The sequence below is a fragment of the Helcobacillus massiliensis genome (genome assembly GCF_033106145.1).
Classification (GTDB): Bacteria; Actinomycetota; Actinomycetes; order Actinomycetales; family Dermabacteraceae; genus Helcobacillus; species Helcobacillus massiliensis.
The window spans coordinates 1,095,467-1,114,650 of sequence record NZ_CP136959.1; the positions used below are offsets into that span (position 1 = coordinate 1,095,467).

Annotated in this window: 20 protein-coding genes and 1 tRNA gene; 8 read left to right on the forward strand and 13 right to left on the reverse strand. The window is 67.4% G+C overall.

The window, feature by feature from the left end; all coding sequences use genetic code 11:
• Window positions 1-22 precede the first annotated feature (22 nt).
• The 7 genes from R3I40_RS05065 to R3I40_RS05095 are packed head-to-tail and all read right to left on the reverse strand — an operon-like array spanning window position 23 to window position 7,991.
• A complete protein-coding gene (locus tag R3I40_RS05065; protein WP_183374492.1) occupies window positions 23-976 on the reverse strand; it encodes an FKBP-type peptidyl-prolyl cis-trans isomerase in 954 nt (317 codons plus the stop codon).
• Complete coding sequence (gene pafA / locus R3I40_RS05070; RefSeq protein WP_285261610.1) at window positions 973-2,367, reverse strand: Pup--protein ligase; 1,395 nt, start codon at window positions 2,365-2,367, stop codon at window positions 973-975. Before pafA ends, R3I40_RS05065 begins: the two co-directional genes overlap by 4 nt.
• Window positions 2,364-2,558, reverse strand: coding sequence for a ubiquitin-like protein Pup (locus tag R3I40_RS05075; protein WP_183374496.1), 195 nt, complete (start codon window positions 2,556-2,558; stop codon window positions 2,364-2,366). The genes pafA and R3I40_RS05075 overlap by 4 nt, the downstream gene beginning before the upstream one ends.
• Complete coding sequence (gene dop / locus R3I40_RS05080) at window positions 2,555-4,294, reverse strand: depupylase/deamidase Dop (RefSeq protein WP_317700124.1); 1,740 nt, start codon at window positions 4,292-4,294, stop codon at window positions 2,555-2,557. Before dop ends, R3I40_RS05075 begins: the two co-directional genes overlap by 4 nt.
• Entirely contained in the window at window positions 4,287-5,834 is a 1,548-nt protein-coding gene (gene arc, locus R3I40_RS05085) for a proteasome ATPase (protein WP_183374500.1), read from the reverse strand. The genes dop and arc overlap by 8 nt, the downstream gene beginning before the upstream one ends.
• Complete coding sequence (locus tag R3I40_RS05090; RefSeq protein ID WP_285261612.1) at window positions 5,831-6,853, reverse strand: tRNA (adenine-N1)-methyltransferase; 1,023 nt, start codon at window positions 6,851-6,853, stop codon at window positions 5,831-5,833. The genes arc and R3I40_RS05090 overlap by 4 nt, the downstream gene beginning before the upstream one ends.
• A gap of 10 nt (window positions 6,854-6,863) precedes the next feature.
• Entirely contained in the window at window positions 6,864-7,991 is a 1,128-nt protein-coding gene (locus tag R3I40_RS05095) for a site-2 protease family protein (protein ID WP_285261613.1), read from the reverse strand.
• An 83-nt stretch (window positions 7,992-8,074) separates the two neighbouring features.
• On the opposite strand from R3I40_RS05095, the gene R3I40_RS05100 reads away from it, so the two are divergent.
• Complete coding sequence (locus tag R3I40_RS05100; RefSeq protein WP_239375829.1) at window positions 8,075-9,001, forward strand: PAC2 family protein; 927 nt, start codon at window positions 8,075-8,077, stop codon at window positions 8,999-9,001.
• On the opposite strand, the gene mshC is transcribed toward R3I40_RS05100, so the two are convergent.
• From mshC to R3I40_RS05115, 3 genes are all read right to left on the reverse strand, one after another.
• Window positions 8,998-10,242 (reverse strand): cysteine--1-D-myo-inosityl 2-amino-2-deoxy-alpha-D-glucopyranoside ligase, encoded by a 1,245-nt coding sequence (gene mshC, locus R3I40_RS05105; protein ID WP_239375827.1) that lies wholly within the window; start codon window positions 10,240-10,242, stop codon window positions 8,998-9,000. The genes R3I40_RS05100 and mshC overlap by 4 nt on opposite strands.
• A gap of 67 nt (window positions 10,243-10,309) precedes the next feature.
• Window positions 10,310-11,188 (reverse strand): undecaprenyl-diphosphate phosphatase, encoded by an 879-nt coding sequence (locus R3I40_RS05110; RefSeq protein WP_183374508.1) that lies wholly within the window; start codon window positions 11,186-11,188, stop codon window positions 10,310-10,312.
• A gap of 107 nt (window positions 11,189-11,295) precedes the next feature.
• Window positions 11,296-11,679, reverse strand: coding sequence for a DNA primase (locus R3I40_RS05115; protein WP_239375823.1), 384 nt, complete (start codon window positions 11,677-11,679; stop codon window positions 11,296-11,298).
• Window positions 11,680-11,765: 86 nt separating this feature from the next.
• Here R3I40_RS05115 and R3I40_RS05120 point away from each other — a divergent pair, with 86 nt between their 5' ends.
• Together R3I40_RS05120 and R3I40_RS05125 are read left to right on the forward strand one after the other, a co-directional pair.
• Window positions 11,766-12,107: a DUF5703 family protein gene (locus tag R3I40_RS05120; protein ID WP_239375821.1), complete on the forward strand. Its 342-nt coding sequence runs from the start codon at window positions 11,766-11,768 to the stop codon at window positions 12,105-12,107.
• A gap of 26 nt (window positions 12,108-12,133) precedes the next feature.
• The gene (locus tag R3I40_RS05125) at window positions 12,134-12,625 is read left to right on the forward strand and encodes a prepilin peptidase (protein WP_183374512.1); all 492 of its coding nucleotides are present in this window, start codon (window positions 12,134-12,136) and stop codon (window positions 12,623-12,625) included.
• 58 nt (window positions 12,626-12,683) lie between these two features.
• Here the strand turns inward: R3I40_RS05125 and R3I40_RS05130 are convergent, their stop codons facing one another.
• Entirely contained in the window at window positions 12,684-13,148 is a 465-nt protein-coding gene (locus R3I40_RS05130) for a tRNA (cytidine(34)-2'-O)-methyltransferase (RefSeq protein ID WP_183374514.1), read from the reverse strand.
• A gap of 191 nt (window positions 13,149-13,339) precedes the next feature.
• On the opposite strand from R3I40_RS05130, the gene R3I40_RS05135 reads away from it, so the two are divergent.
• Window positions 13,340-13,425: transfer RNA gene (locus R3I40_RS05135), tRNA-Leu, on the forward strand.
• 199 nt (window positions 13,426-13,624) lie between these two features.
• Here R3I40_RS05135 and R3I40_RS05140 read toward each other — a convergent pair.
• The gene (locus R3I40_RS05140) at window positions 13,625-14,803 is read right to left on the reverse strand and encodes a sensor histidine kinase (protein WP_285261614.1); all 1,179 of its coding nucleotides are present in this window, start codon (window positions 14,801-14,803) and stop codon (window positions 13,625-13,627) included.
• On the reverse strand, window positions 14,796-15,467 hold the full coding sequence (locus tag R3I40_RS05145; RefSeq protein ID WP_183374518.1) for a response regulator transcription factor: 672 nt from the start codon (window positions 15,465-15,467) through the stop codon (window positions 14,796-14,798). Before R3I40_RS05145 ends, R3I40_RS05140 begins: the two co-directional genes overlap by 8 nt.
• A 297-nt stretch (window positions 15,468-15,764) precedes the next feature.
• Between R3I40_RS05145 and R3I40_RS05150 the strand changes: the two genes are divergently transcribed.
• From R3I40_RS05150 to R3I40_RS05165, 4 genes are read left to right on the forward strand one after another with little or no spacing between them, the layout of a single operon-like run.
• Window positions 15,765-16,208, forward strand: coding sequence for a hypothetical protein (locus tag R3I40_RS05150; protein WP_239375813.1), 444 nt, complete (start codon window positions 15,765-15,767; stop codon window positions 16,206-16,208).
• Window positions 16,209-16,211: 3 nt separating this feature from the next.
• Window positions 16,212-17,267 carry a peptidoglycan-binding protein gene (locus R3I40_RS05155; RefSeq protein ID WP_239375811.1) on the forward strand — a complete coding sequence of 352 codons (1,056 nt, stop codon included), beginning with the start codon at window positions 16,212-16,214 and terminating at the stop codon, window positions 17,265-17,267.
• A complete protein-coding gene (locus R3I40_RS05160; RefSeq protein ID WP_183374524.1) occupies window positions 17,264-17,950 on the forward strand; it encodes an ABC transporter ATP-binding protein in 687 nt (228 codons plus the stop codon). Before R3I40_RS05155 ends, R3I40_RS05160 begins: the two co-directional genes overlap by 4 nt.
• 15 nt (window positions 17,951-17,965) lie before the next feature.
• Complete coding sequence (locus R3I40_RS05165; RefSeq protein ID WP_239375810.1) at window positions 17,966-19,165, forward strand: ABC transporter permease; 1,200 nt, start codon at window positions 17,966-17,968, stop codon at window positions 19,163-19,165.
• Window positions 19,166-19,184: the final 19 nt, after the last annotated feature.

The window sequence follows — 19,184 nt, forward strand, 5'->3', positions numbered from 1 at the left end:
TTTCGGGTCGGGTGAACGAGTCTCATGCCTTGGCGACGTACAGGACGTCCGCCGCGAAGATGAGGGTCTTGCCGCCGAGTTCGTGCTGGGCGGGGTCATCGCCGTAGCCGTCCTTCGGCGGGATCACGAGCAGGTACTGGCTGCCGGCGGCGGCGCCCTCCAGGCCGTTGTCCCAGCCGGGGATGACGCGGCCGGCGCCGAGGGGGAACACGAACGGCTCGCCCCGGTCCCAGGAGGAGTCGAACTTCTCGCCGGTCTCCCAGTCCCATCCGGTGTAGTGCATGACGAGGGTGTCCCCCTTGGCGGCCTTCTCCCCCGTGCCGACGATCGTCGGTTCGGCGACGAGCTCGGTCGGGGCCTTCCCGGAGGGCTTGCCCTTCAGTTCGGGGGCGCCGTTGTCTCCGAGGGTGAACTCGGGCATACCGGAGGGGACGGGCTTCTGTGTGCCCTCGGCGCGCTTCAGGGCGATGCCCTCGAGGTCGCCGACCTGCAGGATCGGCTGCTGGCCCTGCCCGGACTGGTCGGCGGTGAAGCCGGCCTGGGCGAAGCGGGTGCCGACGGCCATGCCGGAGAAGAACTCCGCGGCGCTCTTGCCGATGGTCTTCTCAACGACGGGCAGTGCGGTCGCGCTCTTCTCCTTGAACTCCGAGAACAGTGTGTCGCCGGAGGCCGGGTCGATGAACACCGACCGGGTGATGATCGTGTCGCCCTGCTTGACGGCTGCACCGTCGCCCTTGACGACCACCGTGTTCTCCTGCTCCTTGTACTCGAGCGGGGCGTCGAAGGTGACCTTCGGCTCCTTGCCGACGTTGTCGCTGATCGTGAGCTTGTCGAGGACAGCTCCGCCCTTCTCGGCGGGGGCGGAGGGGTTGGCCGACGGCTTCTGGGTCGTCGACTTGTCGCCACCGCAGGCGGCGAGGGTTCCTCCCGCCGCGGCGGCGGTGAGGGCGGTGACGAGGGTGCGTCGGCTGATCACGGGTTTCCTCCTGGGGAAGCGGGGTCCGCGGCCTCTGAGCGGCTGCGGATGTCGTCGATGAGGGCGTCGATCTCGGCGCTCTCGGTCTGGAAGGGGTCGAGCATGGAGATGGGGCGCTGACCGGGCGCGTTGAGGCGCACACTGGTCCAGTCCACGGCGACGTCGGTGCCGGCGTCGCGGGCGGCGTGCAGCACTCGGCCGCGCAGGTGCGCACGGGTCGTGGTGGGTGCCTGTGTCCGCGCCTGCTCGATGCGCTCATCGGACAGGATCTGCGGGGCGAGGCCGCGGCGCTGCAGCGCCCAGAACACGCCCTTCGTGCGGTCGATGTCGTGGTAGGCGAATTCGAGGCGCTGGATCTGCGGATCGTCGAGGGCGAGGCCGCGCCGCTCAGCAACAGCGTGGAACAGGTCGTGCTTGATCGCCCAGTCCAGTTCGCGGGACACCAGGGAGAAGTCCTGCGTCTCCACGGCGCGCAGCGCGCGGTCCCAGAGATCGAGCATGCGCTCGTCGAGGTCGTCGAACGCAGAGGTGACGGCCTCGAGGAAGCGCCGCTGGATCTGCAGAGCGGTGATGGTGCCGCCGTCGGCCAGTTCGAGGGGCGCGGTGCCGGTGAGGTCGCGGGCGACCACGCGGATCGCTGCGATCGGGTCCTTCAGGGCGATGGTGCCGACGGGGCGGCCCGCCTCGATGAGGCGCAGAACAGCATTCGTCATCTCGATGCGCATCCACGTGGACAGTTCGCTCATGGTGGAGTCGCCGACGATGACGTGCAGGCGCCGGAACTTCGTGGGGTCGCCGTGCGGTTCGTCGCGCGTGTTGATGATGGGGCGGGCGCGGGTGGTGGCGCTGGAGACGGTCTCCCACATGTGGTCGCTGCGCAGAGAGAAACCGAAGCGGGCGCCGTCCTCGTCGTGGATGACGCCGCCGGCGCCGGTGACGATCTGGCGGGTGATGAGGAAGGGCACGAGCATCTGCGGCAGGCGGGTGAACTCGCCGCGCCGTTCGATCATGAAGTTCTCGTGGCTGCCGAAGGAGTTGCCTTCGGAGTCGGAGTTGTTCTTCAGCAGGTGGATGCGGGCATCCACGCCCTTCTCCTGGTAGGCGGCGTTCGCCTGCGCCACGAGCTGTTCGAATTCGCGTTCGCCGGCGCGGTCCTGGGCGACCAGATCCCAGGTGTCGTCGCATTCGGCGGTGGCGTACTCGGGGTGGGAGCCGACGTCCAGATAGAGCCGCGCCCCGTTGGTCAGGAACACGTTGGATGAGCGGCCCCAGGCCACGACGGGCCGGAACAGGTCGCGAGCGGCCTGCTCCACTTCGTGGGCGCGGCGGCCGTCACTGGTGACGACGGTGAGGCCGAACTCCGTTTCGATACCGGCGACGCGTCGCTTCACTGGCCGCCCTTCTGCACGAAGGACTTCACGAAGCTCTCCGCGTTCTCCTCGAGAACGAGGTCGATCTCGTCGAGGAGGTCGTCGCTGGTCGAGATGGACTGCTGCACCTGGCCGCCGCCGGTGGTGTCGGGGCCGAGGTCGTCGGCATCGTCCTCATTGCGGCCGGGGCCGTGGATCTGTGACTGGCTCATTGCTCCTCCTTCGCACCCGCGGGGCGGGTGGGCGGTTCGTTGTGGCTGGTTGGGGTCTCGGCGGTGGCCGGCTGGGTCTCGATGGCGCGGGCGGCGGCGATGATCGCCTCCACGGGGGCCGACGGGTCCACCCCATTGTCGGCGCACCATGCCTGAGAGCCGAAGCGGGGGTCGCTGAACCGCAGGCGCAGCGCGGCCCCGTCGTCCTTGATCGTGACGGCGTCCCACCCGGCGGAGTCGAGCTCCGAGCGGTGGTGGGTGACGAGAGCACCGCGCAAGTACGCGCGGGTGGAGGTGGGGGCCTCCACCATGGCTCGGCGCACTTCATCGTCGCTGACGAGGGTGCGGGCGCGACCGGCGCCCCGCAGCTTCAGGTACAGCGACTTCGCGGGTCGCAGGTCCGTGAACTGGATGTCGAGGGCGGTGAGCCGCGGATCGTCCCACTCGAGGCCGTGGCGTGCCCGGAACGACTCCAGCAGGGTGTGCTTGCCGAGCCATTCGATGCGGTCCGCTGCGGCGGCACGGTCATCCGATTCGAGGATGTCGAGCAGCTCGCGCCACTGGCCGATGACGTCGGCGGTCTCCGCATCGCCCACGTCTGCGTGGGCGGCGACGGCGTCGAGGTAGGCGCGCTGGATGCCGAGAGCGGTGATGGCGGAGCCGTCGGCGCACTCGAGGTCCTCACGAAGCGTGAGGTTGTGGGAGACGCGGTGCAGCGCAGCGACCGGGTCGGCGAGGCGGATGTCCGGCAGGATCGCCTCACCGGTCGCCTGCTCCGCTTCGGCGGCGGCCAGGACGAGGGAGGTCATGCCGGTCTTGAGGTAGTTCGGGGTCTCGAACAGGTTCGCGTCCCCGATGATGACGTGGAGGCGGCGGAATCGGGAGGCGTCCGAGTGCGGCTCGTCGCGGGAGTTGACGATGGGCCGGTTCAGGGTGGTCTCCAGCGCCACCTCGGATTCGAAGAAGTCGGCGCGGCTGGACAGCTGGAAGCCCGGCTCCTGTCCGCGGGTGCCGAGGCCGACCCGCCCGGAGCCGACGAGGACCTGCCGGGTGGTGAAGAACGGCAGGAGGACCTCGACGAGGCGGTCGAACGGCACGGCGCGGTCCACGAGGTAGTTCTCGTGAGTCCCGTAGGACTGGCCCTTGCCGTCGGTGTTGTTCTTGTACAGCGCGATCGAGGGGACCGTGTCGGCGCCGTCGATGCGGGCCAAGGCGGCACGGGCGATCTCTTCGCCGGCGCGGTCCCACACGAGGCATTCGCGGGCGGTCATGGTCTCCGGCGCGGAGTACTCCGGGTGGGCGTGGTCCACATAGAGGCGGGCGCCGTTCCTGAGGACGGCGTTGCCGATGGCGCGGCGCTGCGCGAAGTGCAGGACGGCGGAGTCATCGAGGTCGCGCGGAATCGATTCGTGGGCGGCCAGCGGCAGGTCCATGTCGACGCTGGGGACGTGCGCGTCCTGCCCCTGGTCGGTGAGCTGGGTGGGGTGGGCGGCGGCGCGGGTGAGTTCGAACCCGCGGGCGTCCCGCAGCGGGGTCTCATCGCCGTAGTCCCAGCGCACCCGTTCCCGATCGGAGTCCTCGAGCAGGGCGTACGCGCCGACGGTGAAGTGCGACAGCTGGATCGAGGCGTTCGCGCCGGCGCGGGCGCGCTGGGCTTCCTCAGCGTAGGTGACGCCGAACTCGATCTCCTGCCCCATCACGCGGCGGGTGCGCAGGCGGATGGGTGCCTCAGGCATGGGCGGCCTCCGATGCTCGGCGCGGATGCATCTGGACGATGCGCTGACCTCGCCGGCCGGCGACGCGCGCCCAGTCGTCCGGGTCGGCATTGGAGGGCAGGTCCTCGTTCTCGCGAAGCTCCGCGAAGACCGCATCCTCCAGGTGGTCCATGGTGATGCCGCGCTCGGCGCTGGCGAGGAAGTCCTTGACGGCCGCCTTCTTCGCGCGGTCCACGATGTTGCGCAGCATGGCGCCGGACATGAAGTCTCCGAAGAACAGCGTCTCCTCGGAGCCGTCGGCGTATTCGACGTCGACGAACGCGAGGTCCTCCGTGCGGCGGTAGATCAGGGCGGCGGTCTGCTCCACGAGGCGGGTGCGGTCCTCCTGCACGGGGACGTCCTCGTTGAGGTAGAGAGCGAGGATCTCGCGGGCGGCGGCTTCGTCGGGCCGCTGGATGCGGATCTTGACGTCGAGGCGACCGGGCCGCACGATCGCGGGGTCGATCATGTCCTCGCGGTTGGAGGCGCCGATGACGATGACGTTCTCCAGGGACTCCACGCCGTCGATCTCGCTGAGCAGCTGCGGCACGATCGTGGACTCCACATCGGAGGAGACGCCGGTGCCGCGGGTGCGGAACAGGGAGTCCATCTCATCGAAGAACACCACCACCGGGTGGCCGTCGCTGGCCTTCTCACGGGCGCGTTCGAACACGAGGCGGATGGACCGCTCGGTCTCGCCGACGTACTTGTTGAGGATCTCCGGGCCCTTGACGTTGATGAACCAGGTGCGGCCGAGGGCGGAGTCGGCGTCCTCCCCGCGCATCTGCGCAGCCTTCAGCGCCAGTTCGTGCGCCACGGCCTTCGCGATCATGGTCTTGCCGCAGCCGGGAGGGCCGTACAGCAGCACACCCTTGGGCGGCCGCAGGCCGTACTCGCGGTACAGGTCCTGGTGGAGGAACGGCAGCTCCACGGCGTCGCGGATCGCTTCGATCTGGCCCTGGAGTCCTCCGATGTCGCCGTAGGAGGTGTCCGGGACGTGCTCGAGGACGAGGTCGGTGATCTCCTTGCGCTCCAGGCGCTCCAGAACGATCCCGGCCTTGAGGTCGACCATCAGGTGGTCGCCCGGGCTCAGAGCGGTGCCGGCGAGGGCGGAGGAGGCGTGCATAACGCGCTGCTCATCGGCGTGGACCTGCACGAGGATGCGGCCGTCGGGCAGCTGTTCAACAGCGCTGGCCACGTTGCCGAGGTCGCTGGTGGGCATGGCCTCCACGGCGACGAGCGCTTCGTTCATCCGCAGCTCCTGGCCGCGGGTCAGAGTCGCCGGATCCACCTCCGGGGAGGTTGCGATTCGCAGTTTGCGACCGTTGTGGAGGACGTCCACGGTGGTGCCGTCGGCGACCTGGAGGAACGTGGCATACGGGTTCGGCGGGTCCGCCATGCGCTCGAGGTCGGAGCGCAGGTCGAGGATCTGCTCGCGCGCCTTCGTGAGGGAGGCGACGAGCCGCTCGTTCTGCTTCGCGAGGCCGTTGAGCTCGGTGCTGAGCTCCTGGTACGTCTTCATCGTGTCCTTCCCTGGCGGATGTCCCGCAGGGCACGGCGGGACTTCTTCTCGGCAATGCCGCGCTCCCCGAGGTCATGCGCGGACCATTCGGAGTCGGAACCGCCGAAGCCGTCGTTGTCGGGGTGGTTGAGTTCGGCTTCGTCCCGGGAGCCGGGGGCCGGGCGCTGCTTGCGCCGCAGGGCGAGGCTTCCGCGGGCGGTGCGGCGGGCGGTCAGCAGGAAGCCGGTGTGGGAGTTCATGCGGTGCACGGGTCTCACGGCGAGGCCGTCCAGGTGCCAGGGACGCATCATCGTCTCCCACGCGTCCGGTTCGGTGAACTCGCCGTGGTCGCGCAGCGCCTCCACGGTGCGGGACATCTGGGTGACGGTCGCGATGTACGCGAGGAACACGCCGCCGTCCTCGAGAACGTCCGCGGCCTGATCCACGCACTCCCACGGGGCGAGCATGTCCAGCACCACGCGGTCGGCCCGCTCCCCCTGCTCGGCGAGGGCGGCGGCGCCGTCCTGGAAGTCGCCGACGCTCAGGTCCCACCACGCCGGTTCCTCACCGAAGAACGCCCGGACGTTCTCCCGTGCCACCTCGGCGAAGTCGGAGCGGCGCTCGATGGAGCGCAGAGAACCCGTCGGCCCGATGGCGCGCAGCAGCGCGATGCTCAGCCCCGCCGAGCCGACGCCGGCTTCGATGACACGCGCGCCGGGGAAGACGTCCCCGTACATGAGGATCTGTGCACTGTCCTTCGGGTAGATGATGGCGGCGCCGCGGGGCATCGCCATCATGTAGTCGTTGTACAGCGGTCGGAAGGCCTGCAGCTGCTGGCCGGCGCTGTTGGTGATGACGGTGCCGTCGGGCCTGCCGATCAGGTCATCATGGCGGATGAATCCGCGGTGGGAGTGGAACAGCGTGTCCGCTTTGAGGGTGATGGTGTTCATCCGTCCCTTGGAGTCGGACACCTGCACCTTGTCGCCCTCGACGAACGGACCGGTTCGGTCCAGACGCGGGGTCATCGCTTCTTCCTGCATGCTCACCAGTCTAGTGATCCAGGCCCAGCGCAGTGTTCACGCTCGTGGCGCGGATGGCGCCGATGATGCGCCCGTCACTGCGCTGCACCAGGAACACGGCCGCATCGGCCGCCACCATCGCCTCCAGCAGATCCGGACCGCTGAGGTCCGCCCTGATGGCCGGCGCCGTCCCCAGCGACAGGGCGACTACGGACGCGGGGACGCTGCCGCGCTGCTGCGGCGGAACCGAGGCGACGGCGTCGGGGTCGAGCAGGACCACGGTCCCGTCGGCCCCGACGAGGAGGCCCTTCCTCTGCGGGCCGGCGGCGGCGAGTGCGGTCTCGAGGCTCGCGGCGGGCTCCCAGGGGCCGACGGGCTCCATCAGCGCCTCGGTGCTGAGGCCCTGGCTGCGGCGGAGGAGGCGCGATTCGCGCAGCGCCTCACCGGCGCCGCGGAACAGGAACGAGGCGATCAGCAGCGCCCAGATCATGACCAGCAGATCCGGCATCTGTCCGGCGACCAGGCCCCGCAGCAGCGGGATCACCACGATCGCGACGGCGACCACGCGGCCCACCCACGCGGTGACGGTGGTCGCCGTCCACGCGGGTGTCCCGAGCGCGGTGAGCAGTGACTCCACGGCGCGGCCGCCGTCCATCGGAAGGCCGGGCAGGAGGTTGAACAGGGCGAGTGCCCAGTTGAGGATCGAGGCGTAGGCGATGAGGGCGAGCGCCGCGACTGCAAAAGGACTGACCACAACCTGGCCGCTGTGCAGGCCCTCTCGGAGAAGCGAAGCCGCGCCGGAGAAGAGGAGGGCGAGCACGATGTTGGCGGCCGGGCCGGAGAGGGAGATCAGCATGGAGGCGACCGGCCGGATCGTCCCCCAACGGTAGGTGGTGTGCCCGCCCCAGAGCGTCAGGGCGATCTCCTGGACGTCCCCGCCGAAGGCGCGGGCGGTCAGGGCGTGGGCGAGCTCGTGGATGAGCACGCACAGCACCATCACGAGGGCGAGGAGCACCGCAGTGGCGATGGCGAGGGAGCTGTCCTGGACGCTGCGGGCGAGCGCCGGGTAGACGATCGCCGCCATCACGATGACGGTGAGGATCGTGGCGGGCGCCACGCGCAGGCGGAACCCGGCGATGCGGGGACCGGTGGGCGTCATCGATTGCTCTCCTCAGTGCAGGCCTTGATCACGGCCTGCCTATACTGGCACGTCGAACTGGCGCTGACGTGAGAGGGAGAACCATGGGTGAGATGAACCGCTCCGCAGCCGCAGGAGAACCCGCAGACTCAGGTCAGGACCTGCGCCGCCGCAGTGCGGCACTGGCCGCGTTCACCGGCTGGAACGACGCCGGCGGCGCCGCCTCCGAAGCGCTCTGCCACATCGAAGAGGAGTGGGGCGCCCGTATGGTCGCATCCCTCCCGGCCGACGACTACGTCGACTTCCAGATGAATCGCCCCACCCTCTCCCCCGTTCTCGACATCAGTGATGACGCGGCGCCGGTGGCGCCGGCCGGTATGTCGACCATGGACTCCCGCAGTGAGATCGTCTGGCCGGACACCCTCATCAATCATCTCGGCCATGACGAGGACCGGCCCCTGTTCACCGTGCAGGGCCCCGAACCGTCCCTGAAGTGGCGCGCCTTCTGCACTGAGCTGCTCGATGAGCTGCAGCAGCAGGGCGTTGAGGTGCTGGTGGTGCTGGGGGCGCTGCTGGCGGATGCACCCCACACGCGGCCACTGCCGATCTCCGCGACCTGGCGCGCCTGCGATCTGCAGCCCCTGACCGCCACGGAGACCTCCGCCTATGAGGGCCCGATCGGCATCCCGACCGTGCTCGTCGACATGGCCGTGCAGCGCGGCATCCCCACTCTGTCCCTGTGGGTGCAGGTGCCGAACTACGTCGGTCAGGCGCCGGCGCCGAAGGCCGTACTGGGCCTGGTGAAGGCGGTGGAGCGGGAGCTGCAGCTGCGGATCCCCCTCGGCGACCTCGAGGACGATGCGAAGGCGTGGGAGCTGGGACTCAACGAGCTGGCACAGAGCGAAGAGGACATCGGCGAGTACGTCCAGCAGCTGGAGCAGGCGCGGGACGCCGCGGACCTGCCGGAAGCATCCGGCGAGGCGATCGCTGACGAGTTCGAGCAGTTCCTCCGCCGGCGCGGCGACGACTAGAGGCGGACCCCGAGCAGGGCGTCGACGGCGTCGGCGATCCTGATGCTCCCGGCACCAGGGGTGGCGGCTGCGGATCCGCCCATGCCGTCGGCCCACCGGTCGAGGACCTCGAGGGCCCGCGGCGTATCGAGGTCATCGCGCAGTGCGCGGCGCAGGTCCTCGACGACGGCGGCATCCGTCGGCCGCTGCTGGGAGGCCTCCCGGTAGGCGCGCAGACGTTGCTCGGCCTCGCGGAGCTGGTCGTCGCTCCATTCCCAATCCGTGCGGTAGTGGTGGGCGAGCAGAGCGAGCCGGATCGCGGCGGGGGCTACGCCGTCAGCGGTGAGTCGACTGATGAAGACGAGATTCCCGAGGGACTTCGACATCTTCTCGCCCTGGTAGGCGACCATGCCGACATGCGCCCACAGGGTCGCGAACGTGTCCAGACCCAGACCGAGGGCGTGGACGTGCCCCATTTCGTGGTGGGGGAAGACGAGGTCGTTGCCGCCGATCTCCAGGTCGATCGGCATGCCGAGGCCCCGTTCCGCGATGCACAGGCACTCCACGTGCCAACCGGGCCGACCGGGGCCGAGGGCGCGGCCATCGAAGCTGGGCTCGCCCGGCCGGTGCGCCTGCCACACCAGCGGATCCAGGGGGTCCTTCTTCCCCTCCCGCTGCGGGTCGCCGCCGCGTTCGGCGAAGATCGCCAGCGCCTCTTCGCGGTCCATCTGCTCCACGAGCCCGGTGCCGCCTGTCAGGGCGTACTCCTGGTACCAGTCGCTGGAGCCGTCCTCATTGGCGACGGGGTAGAGCATGCCGCGCTCCAGCAGCTGGTTGGCGGCATCGGCGATCGCATCGACCGCTTCGGAGACGGACTCGAAGTGGTGCGGAGGGATGATCCGCAGCGCTTCCATGTCACCGACGAACTTCGCGACCTCCCGGTCCGCCAGCTCCCGCCAGTCGATGTCGTCGCGCTGGGCGCGTTCGAACAGGGGGTCATCGACATCGGTGACGTTCTCCGCGAAGCGCACATCCAGGCCGGCGTCCAGGAGGATCCGGCGCATCAGGTCCGCACTGTGGTACGTCATGGCGTGGCCCATGTGGGTGGAGTCGTACGGGGTGATGCCGCAGACGTACAGGGTCGCAACGCCTTCCACGCGCGGAGCGAACTGCTCCCTGCGGCCCGTGAGCGTGCTGTGGAAGGTGGGCAGGACGCCGCTGGGTTCGATGGTCGGCACAGTGGGCGCGGGCCAGGTCTTCACAGGGGGTCCTTTCGGGAAACGGGAACGGGCATCGGCCGGACGGCCGGTCCGGAGCAGAGGCGGTGGGTCAGGACGCTGCCGGCGGCAGCGGGGAGACCACACCGAAGATCAGCAGGAGGAGCAGGGCCGCGCCGGCGAACAGGCGGTACCAGACGAACACGGAGTAGGACCGGTTCTCGATCATCTTCATGAACCAGACGATGACGGCGAAGCCGACGCCGAACGCGACGAGGGTCGCGATGATCATGGCGAGCAGGCTCGGCTCACCGGCGGCGGCTGCGGCGGCGCGCCCGTCGGCGGTCAGCAGCGGCGGGATCTCCTTCGCCGCCTTGTACAGACCGGAGGCGAACACAGCCGGCAGCGCCAGCAGGAACGAGTAGCGGGCGGCGGAGCGGCGCGTGTAGCCGAGCAGCAGGCCCATGGTGATGGTGCCGCCGGAGCGGGACACACCGGGGATGAGGGCGAGAGCCTGGGCGAAGCCGTAGAGGATGCCGTCGCGCAGGGTGAGGTTCTCCAGTTCCTTCTTCTGCGGGGCGCGGGCGTCGGCGAACGCGAGGATCACGGCGAACACGATGAGCATCGTGGCGGTGATGTAGAGATTGCGCAGGCTGTGGTCGATCTGCGTTTCGAACAGCAGGCCGAGCACACCGATGGGGATGGAACCGAGGATGACGAACCAGCCCATGCGCACGTCCGGGTCGGACTGCGGGACCTTCTTCACCAGCGCTTTGAACCACTGGGAGAGGATGCGCGTGATGTCCTTCCAGAAGTAGATGAGGACCGCGAGTTCGGTGCCGAGCTGGATGATGGCGGTGAAAGCCGCGCCGGGTTCGCGGCCCGGCATCAGCAGCTCGCCTGTGACGCGCAGGTGAGCGGAGGAGGAGACGGGAAGGAACTCCGTCAGGCCCTGGACGATGCCCAGGATGATCGCGGTCAGGATGGTCATGCGGCCTCGCTCATCGGGGTGCTGGTTGTGCTCGCACAACGGTACGCGGCGCCAGCTGATTCAGCTGACGCCGCGCCGAAGGGTGATGCAGAAGTCACCGTTCGCGGTCAGTGACGCGAGTCGTCCTCGTCGTCATCGTCCGCGTCATCTGCGTCATCATCGAACTCGTCGTCATCGAGGTCGTCGAAGTCCTCGAAGTCCTCATCGAGGTCGTCATCCTCGTCATCCTCGTAGTCATCATCGTCGTCGTCTTCGAAGTCGTCGTCGAAGTCATCGAAGTCGTCCTCGTCATCGAACACGACGAGCGGGGTGGCGGTGCCGACGGCGTCGAACAGAGCACCGTCATAGATGTCGAACGCCTCGGCGAGGCGATCGTTGGCGCGGTCGAGCGCCGGATCATCCTGGCCGCTGGAGTCGACGGCGGCCGTGTAGTGGCGCTCGAGGGCATCGATCAGGGCGGTGAGTGCGGCGCGAGGATCTGTGGTGCTCATGCCTCGAATCTACCCCGTTCGCCCCGGATGCGACACCCCGTTATCCTGGTCGCCACCATTGGCCCCGTCCCCCTTCAGGAGCGGTGATGACCCGCATTGTGAACCGCCAGACCGAGTCGATGCTGCCGCCCACGTGGAGCCGCCGCAGAATCCCGGGAATCGAGGGCGCTTCGGTGAGCACGATCCCGTCGGCCGGGGGTCGCCGGCGCGGCGAGATGGAGTTCCAGGTGGTGACGATTCCTCGCGGCTCCACTCTGGGCGAGGTGCGGCAGGCGCTGCAGGATGAGGCGGAGTACGGACGCTGGGAGCTGGCGCGCACGCAGCTGCTGATCGGCGGCGGTAAGCGCGTGTTCCTGCGCCGACGGATCATCCGCGTGCCCTCTGCACAGGACCAGTTGTCCCCGTTCGGCCCGAACAGCGCCCTGTGACGCTCGCGGTGTGATGCAGTAGGGGCATGCCCCTGCTGCTGACCGTCGCTCTGCTCGCCGCGCACCTGCCGTTCGCTGCTGCACTGACGGTGTTCGATGTGCGCGAGCACCGCCTGCCCAATCGCCTGGTGCTGTGGCAGAGCACCTGCGTGGCAGCGGTGTCCTTGGTGGCTGCGGCGCTTTTGCCTGCAGTTCGGGCGGCTCTGCCGGCGTCGATCCTGGTTGCATTCGTGCTCGGTGGGGGCGCTGTGTGCCTGGCGCTGCTGGTGCCGTCGGCGCTCGGAATGGGAGACGCGAAGGTCGTGTTCGCGACCGCGCTGGTCACCTGCCTGCTCGGCGGTGCAGTGATCGTGAGCGCGCTGCTGTGGTTCTGTGCGGCGTCGGCGGTCGGCGCCGTGGTGGCGCTGGTGCGCTCGCGCGGGGACTTCTCATCCCGGTTCGCGTTCGGCCCGGTGATCCTCAGCGTTCCCTACGGCGGTCTGCTCGTCGCGGCGCTGCTCGCCGGCACGCTGCCCTGATCCCGGTGCTCCCCCGGCCGCTCTCGGGGGCCGACGGGGCCCGCACCCCCAGAACAGGTCAGACGCCGCCGGAGAATCCGCGCTGACGCCATGCCTCGTACACCGCAATGGAGGCGGAGTTCGCGAGGTTGAGGGACCGGCGCGCGGGAAGCATCGGAATGCGGACCTGCTGGGTGATCCGCGGGTGGTTCAGGACGCTGTCGGGAAGGCCGGTGTCTTCACGTCCGAAGAGCAGAACGTCTTCCTCGCGGTACTCGATGTCGGCGAAGGATCCGTCGGCCTTGCCGGTGAACGCGAAGACGCGGCTGTCGGGGACGGCGGCGAGGGCGGCGTCGATGTCGGGGTGCACGGTGGTGTCGGCGAGGTCGTGGTAGTCGAGGCCAGCGCGGCGCAGGTTGGCGTCTTCGAAGTTGAAGCCGAGCGGCTCCACGAGGTGGAGGTGGCAGCCGGTGACGGCGGCGAGGCGGATGGCATTGCCGGTGTTGCCGGGGATCAGCGGCTCAACGAACATGATGTGGGGCATGGGGACCAATCTATCGGCACGCACGCGCCCCGGAGCTCACCAGCTGCCGGCAGCGCACAGTCCTCGATCCGGGATGCAGCGCACCCCTGCGTGATTCCGTTCACTCGGGGGCGGCTTGGGGGCCTCTCGGTTCGCGCGGCGGGTTTGAGCCGTGCTAGATTCTTATTCGTTGCCGATAAGGCAGTCACCTAGTCCGGGTGGCGGAATTGGTAGACGCGCTAGCTTGAGGTGCTAGTGCCCGCTTAAGGGCGTGGGGGTTCAAGTCCCCCCTCGGACACCGACGGAGCACCCCTCCTGACCTGCGAAAACGCATGGTTCGGAGGGGTGCTCCTTTTGCTGTCCCCGAAGGCTGCGGCTGGTCCGACATCCACACCACCGTGGTCAACGTCGGGGTGTCCTTCGACACCGCTTGCCTGGAACCTGCGGTGCGCGTTCTTGAGCACGCTGTACTCACCGATTCGGTTCGAGTCCTGTCTCTACGCCGGAGCATCCGGACTCGGCAGCGTCACGGTGATGCACAGGCCACCGCCCTCGTTCGCAGCAATGTCGAGCGTGCCGTTCGAACGGTCGACAATTGCCGACACGATCGACAACCCGAGTCCGCTGTTGGTGCCGCCGGTGCGACCCTTGGTGGTCTTGAACGGTTCGGTGAGTTGGCTCAACTGCGCCCCATCAATCAGTTCACCGGTATTGCGCACGGTGAGTCCGGCCATCGAGTCATCACCGGCCACCATCCGGGTACTCACCGTCAGGCTGCCGCCATCGGTATTGTGTTGAATCGCGTTTTGGATGAGGTTCTGTGCCAGCTGGTGAAACAGCCGCTCATCCCCAAACGCAGTGGCCGGGCCGAACTCGCTCGTGACCGCAAGGTCACGTTCGGCCAGCAGCGGCTGCGACTCACGCAGCACCGTCGACACGATCTCGGTCATGTCGCAGCTGGTCGGCTTCACCTTTCCCCCCTCGAGTTCGGCAAGATCAAGCAGCGACTCGGCGGTGCGGATGCTGCGCTCATTCACCTGCAGCAGCTTGCGCAGCACATCCCGATCAACCTCTCCTGGCTTCGAGAGCGCCACATCGAGGATGGTTCGGGTGGTGGCAAGCGGCGTGCGAAGCTCGTGCGAAGCGTTAGCGGCAAACCGTCGCCGTGCCGCGGTCGAGTGCTCAATGCTCTCAAGCATTTGGTCGAACGTCTGTGCCAACTCGGTAATCTCGTCGTGAGGGCCGGTGAGTCCAATGCGGTGGTCGAGCCGACCATCCGCAGCCAGCTTCGCAGCCTGGTTGACCGCCGCGAGTGGCTTCAGCATCCGCCCCGCCAGCAACCAGGCAGCAACCGAACTCAGCACCACCAGCACGGCCAACGCAATCGCCGAAACCTGCAGCAGCAGAGTGATGAAATCGGCCTGGCTCTGCACCGCAATCTTGATGTTGTCCGGCGGAACTGCGGGGTCATCGACGGCAATCACCAGCGGCTCTTGGCTCGGCTGAGCATCAACCGACTCAAACCCGTAATCAGGCACAAAACCAATGAACAGCGTCACCAGGGTGAGCAGCAGCCCACCGCACAGGAACATCAGCAGCGCGTACGAAAACGCGAGCCGAGTGCGCGCCGTGAAACGATGCTTCCGGCGAAGAAGCGTGGGCAGGTGCTTAACCATTGAGCGTCCGGTCGATCGTGTAACCAACACCGTGTTCGGTACGAATCACCCACGGCTCACCAAGCTTGCGCCGCAGCGAACTGATCGTCACCTTCACCGACTGTGTGAACGGATTAGCGTTCTCGTCCCAGGCCTCCTCGAGCAGCGTCTCGGCGCTCACCACCCGCCCGGGCTCGCGCATCAATGACTCAAGCACCGCAAACTCCTTGCGGCTGAGCCGGATATACCGGCCGTCACGGGTGACTTCGTGGCGGAACGGGTCGAGCGTGACCCCGGCCGCTTCATATCGGGTGGGTCGCGTCGTGAACTGACGCCGACCCAGCGCCCGCACGCGAGCCACCAGCTCCGCAAACTCAAACGGTTTCGCCAAATAGTCATCGGCACCCAGCTGGAAACCATCCACCTTCTCTTGGATGCGCCGCGCCGCGGTCACCATCAGAATCGTTGGACGATCCTCGCGCAGGTTGAGTTGCCGACACACCTCGTCGCCACTCACGCCGGGGATATCGCGATCAAGCAGCACGACCTCGTAGTCGTTCATCTCAATGGCTGCCAGCGCATCCCGACCATCAGCCACCGTGTCGGCGGGAATCGAGTGGAGCGCGAGCCCGTCCTGAATCGCTTCGGCGAGATACGGCTCGTCTTCAACGATGAGTACGCGCATGACTCCTCCTGAGAACCGCGGCGCCGCCCAGAAAGCGGCGAAAAGCAACGATGCGGCCGCTCGGACTATGACCAGTGGTCGCCAACCTCAGTCTGGCACGCGACAGGTAAGAGAAACGTAAGCATTTTCTTTTACGCTGCCGCAACCCGCACCCGCGTGAACTGGGACATGTCCTGATCGGCGCCGCCGCAAAGGTGACGCCGGATACATCTCTAAGAAAGTGAATTGTAACCCTCCATGTTCCGTACACGCACCTCACGTACTGCCACAGCAGCACTCCTCGTTGGAGCTGGCGCAATGCTGGCGCTGACCGGATGCTCGGCGAACGATCAGCCCGAACTGCAGCAGAACCACGCTGCCAGCGCCGAACAGTGGCAGCACGACTTCGAGCGCTGCCTCAAAGAAGAGAGCGTCGAGAACGCCGGCATCCCCGTCAACCCCGACGGCTCGCCCATCGAGGGTGACGAAGGTGAAGCTGACCTCGAAGCCGCACTGCAGACCTGTTCCGACAAGGTGGGCCCGGCTCCCGAGGCTGCTAACCCGCTAACCGACGAACAGCTCAACGAACAGCTGCTCACCTACGCGAAGTGCATGCGTGAAGCCGGCTACGACGTGCCCGACCCCAAGCCGAACGGTGAGGGCATCACCGTGCAGCAGAACGGTGGCCCAGAAGCCGACCCTGCAGACGTGCAGCGCTGCACCGAAGAAGCTGGCCTCGAGATCCAGGGAGAGCAGCAGTAGTTGATGCGCAAGAAGCGAATCGCAGTCATTTCGGCCGCAGGGGTGCTCGCCATCGCTGCTGGCGCCACCGGATTCTCGCTCATGGACGGTACGAGCGCCGAAGAGACCACCAAGGCGGTGTCATCATCGGTTGAAACCGCGACCGTGACCAAGACCGACCTGGTTGAGCGCGTCGAAGCGAAGGGCACACTCAACCACGGCAAGCCGGCAACCTATGGCACGCAGCTCACCGGAACGCTCACCTCGGTGGCCGCTCCCGGAACCACACTCACCATCGGCACCGAGATGATGCGCGTCAACGAACGTCCCGTGTTCGCGATGCGGGGTGAAGTGCCGGCCTGGCGCAATTTTGAGGAGGGGATGTCGAACGGTCAAGATGTGATGCAGCTCGAACAGAACCTCAAGGCGCTCGGCTATTTCGAAGACGAGCCCGACAAGCACTTCGGCCGGGGAACCGCATCCGCGATCGCCCGGTGGAAGAAGGACCACGGCTTTGAATGGAGCACCACGCTCGAACTCGGACGCGTCGTATTCATTCCGAGCGATGTGCAGGTGAGCTCGCAGAAGGCAAGGGCAGGGGATGCGGCGAGCACCTCGGTGCTTGACGTCACCGGCACTTCGAAGGTCGTCACCGCCGAGGTGCCGCCGAGTATGCGCAGCCTGTTGCCGGTGGGTGCGAAGGCAGACATCGAACTGCCCGACGGGAAGACCACCGAGGGCGTTGTTGAAGCAGTCGACCCGTCCGTAGAGAAGGAGGACGAATCGGGACAGAAATCGGTCAAGGTGCCGGTGCGTCTGTCGCTCACCGATCCTGCCGCCGCTGAGGCGTATGCCGACGTGACCGTGAGCGTGGTCACCACTCGCACCACCGCCAAGGGTGTGCTGGCGGTGCCAGTGCGTGCCCTGCTCGCCGAGCCCGGCGGCAAGTACGCCGTGGAAGTCATCAAGAACGGCGAAGCCACCCGCGTGCCTGTTGAAATCGGTGCATTCGCCGATGACCTGGTGGAGATCAAGGGCGGCGACGTGCACGAGGGCGACGAAGTGGCGGTGGGCGAATGACCCCCGACCTGCCACTGCTGACACTCAACAGCGTGTCGCGACAATACGGTTCGCCACCAACAACTGCTCTCGATGACGTCAGCTTCACCGTGAATTCGGGCGAAATGGTGGCCATTACCGGACCGAGTGGCTCGGGAAAGTCGACGCTGCTCAACCTCGTAGGCACGCTCGACCGGGCAAGTGACGGCGAGATCACCATCGCCGGCCACCGCGTCTCGGCAGCGAGCGACGCGAAGCTCTCGGCGCTGCGAGCACACCTCATCGGGTTCGTGTTCCAGCAGTACCACCTTGAGGATGCGCAGACCGCTGCCGACAACGTCGCCACGGGACTGCTCTACACCGGTATGCCGCTCAGGGAGCGGCGGGCACGCGCCCGCGAAGCGCTCGATCGCGTGGGCCTGGGAGATCGAGCCCATCACACGCCACGCCAGCTCTCGGGCGGGCAGCGGCAGCGCGTGGCGATCGCGCGAGCCGTTGTCGGCGACCCGCCGCTGCTGCTCGCCGACGAACCCACCGGTGCGCTCGACACTCGCTCGGGGGCGCAGGTGGTCGACATCCTGAAGGATCTCAACCGCACCGGCACCACGGTGCTGGTGATCACGCACGACCGTGAACTCGCAGCGGGATTCCCGCGACAGATCAGCATCCGTGACGGTGTGCTCGAATCTGACACCCAGCAATAGCGGAGGAGGGAAAGCATGACACTCGATCCAGAAGAATCACGCTCGCACCTTCGCCAAGAAGACCTGCTGCGTTTGGGCTGGCAGGGCCTGCGTGCGCACCCCGTGCGGGCCACGCTCTCGGCACTGGGAATTGCCATTGGCATCGCCGCGATGATTGCCGTGATCGGCATCTCGCTGTCGAGCCAGGCAAAGATTCAGGAGCGGCTCGCATCGCTCGGCACCAACCTGCTCACGGTGTCGGCCGGTAAATCATTCAGCGGCGACTCGGCCGAGCTGCCGGTCGACTCCGCCGAACGACTGCAACGCATCGAAGGAGTCGAACAGGTGGGCTGGGTGGGTGACCTGCCTGAGGTGGCGGCCTACCGCAGCAGCTATATCGATCCAGGTTCGACCAACGGCCTCAACGTGGCCGCAACCGACACCGGGCTGCTGTCGGCAACTTCCAGTGAGCTGCACAGCGGCACCTGGTTCAACGACGCCAACAAGCAGTACCCCACAACCGTGCTGGGGACAACCGCGGCCAAACGACTGGGCGTCGTCTCGCCCGGCTCAATGGTGAATATTGGTGGCCAGAATCACACGGTGCTGGGCATCCTTAAGCCGTCAGCGCTCGCACCCGAACTCGACACTTCGGTGCTGGTAGGCGCGCCGCACGCCGCCGAGCGACTTGGTTTCACCGGTTCGCCCACCACGCTCTATGAGCGTTCGACTGACGCCTCAGTGGAGTCGGTGCGCGAACTCATCCCGGCCACAATCAACCCGAAATCGCCCAATGAGGTGAGCGTGAGCCGGCCGTCCGACTCGCTGGCCGCACAACACGCCATCGACACCGCCTTGACGGGCATGCTCGTCGGTGTGGGCTCGATCGCACTGCTCGTGGGTGGTATCGGCGTGGCGAACACCATGGTCATCACGGTGCTCGAGCGTCAGCGTGAAATCGGTCTGCGCCGTGCCCTGGGAGCCACGCGTGCGCATGTGCGCAAGCAGTTCTTGATGGAAGCCGTGATGCTCGCCACATACGGTGGTGCAGCCGGGCTCGTGCTGGGTGTGGGCTGTACCGTCGCCGTTTCACTGATCAACGGTTGGACGCCCACGGTGCCTCCGCTGATTGCCGCACTCGGTGTTGCGGTCACCATCCTGGTTGGCGCCATCGCAGGCATGCTGCCCGCCATGAAGGCGGCCAAGGTGTCGCCCACCGAGGCACTCGCGGCCTAGCGACAGGTGCTTCGCGCTC

What these genes read in the sequence shown, in the direction of transcription:
- R3I40_RS05115 (WP_239375823.1), bottom strand. Translation starts at nt 11,679, where the DNA reads ATGAGCACCACAGATCCTCGCGCCGCACTCACCGCCCTGATCGATGCC.
- R3I40_RS05120 (WP_239375821.1), top strand. Translation starts at nt 11,766, where the DNA reads ATGACCCGCATTGTGAACCGCCAGACCGAGTCGATGCTGCCGCCCACG.
- R3I40_RS05130 (WP_183374514.1), bottom strand. Translation starts at nt 13,148, where the DNA reads ATGCCCCACATCATGTTCGTTGAGCCGCTGATCCCCGGCAACACCGGC.
- R3I40_RS05090 (WP_285261612.1), bottom strand. Translation starts at nt 6,853, where the DNA reads ATGCAGGAAGAAGCGATGACCCCGCGTCTGGACCGAACCGGTCCGTTC.
- R3I40_RS05165 (WP_239375810.1), top strand. Translation starts at nt 17,966, where the DNA reads ATGACACTCGATCCAGAAGAATCACGCTCGCACCTTCGCCAAGAAGAC.
- R3I40_RS05110 (WP_183374508.1), bottom strand. Translation starts at nt 11,188, where the DNA reads ATGACCATCCTGACCGCGATCATCCTGGGCATCGTCCAGGGCCTGACG.
- dop (WP_317700124.1), bottom strand. Translation starts at nt 4,294, where the DNA reads ATGCCTGAGGCACCCATCCGCCTGCGCACCCGCCGCGTGATGGGGCAG.
- R3I40_RS05140 (WP_285261614.1), bottom strand. Translation starts at nt 14,803, where the DNA reads ATGGTTAAGCACCTGCCCACGCTTCTTCGCCGGAAGCATCGTTTCACG.
- R3I40_RS05075 (WP_183374496.1), bottom strand. Translation starts at nt 2,558, where the DNA reads ATGAGCCAGTCACAGATCCACGGCCCCGGCCGCAATGAGGACGATGCC.
- arc (WP_183374500.1), bottom strand. Translation starts at nt 5,834, where the DNA reads ATGAAGACGTACCAGGAGCTCAGCACCGAGCTCAACGGCCTCGCGAAG.
- R3I40_RS05145 (WP_183374518.1), bottom strand. Translation starts at nt 15,467, where the DNA reads ATGCGCGTACTCATCGTTGAAGACGAGCCGTATCTCGCCGAAGCGATT.
- R3I40_RS05100 (WP_239375829.1), top strand. Translation starts at nt 8,075, where the DNA reads ATGGGTGAGATGAACCGCTCCGCAGCCGCAGGAGAACCCGCAGACTCA.
- R3I40_RS05160 (WP_183374524.1), top strand. Translation starts at nt 17,264, where the DNA reads ATGACCCCCGACCTGCCACTGCTGACACTCAACAGCGTGTCGCGACAA.
- R3I40_RS05125 (WP_183374512.1), top strand. Translation starts at nt 12,134, where the DNA reads ATGCCCCTGCTGCTGACCGTCGCTCTGCTCGCCGCGCACCTGCCGTTC.
- R3I40_RS05155 (WP_239375811.1), top strand. Translation starts at nt 16,212, where the DNA reads ATGCGCAAGAAGCGAATCGCAGTCATTTCGGCCGCAGGGGTGCTCGCC.
- R3I40_RS05095 (WP_285261613.1), bottom strand. Translation starts at nt 7,991, where the DNA reads ATGACGCCCACCGGTCCCCGCATCGCCGGGTTCCGCCTGCGCGTGGCG.
- R3I40_RS05150 (WP_239375813.1), top strand. Translation starts at nt 15,765, where the DNA reads ATGCTGGCGCTGACCGGATGCTCGGCGAACGATCAGCCCGAACTGCAG.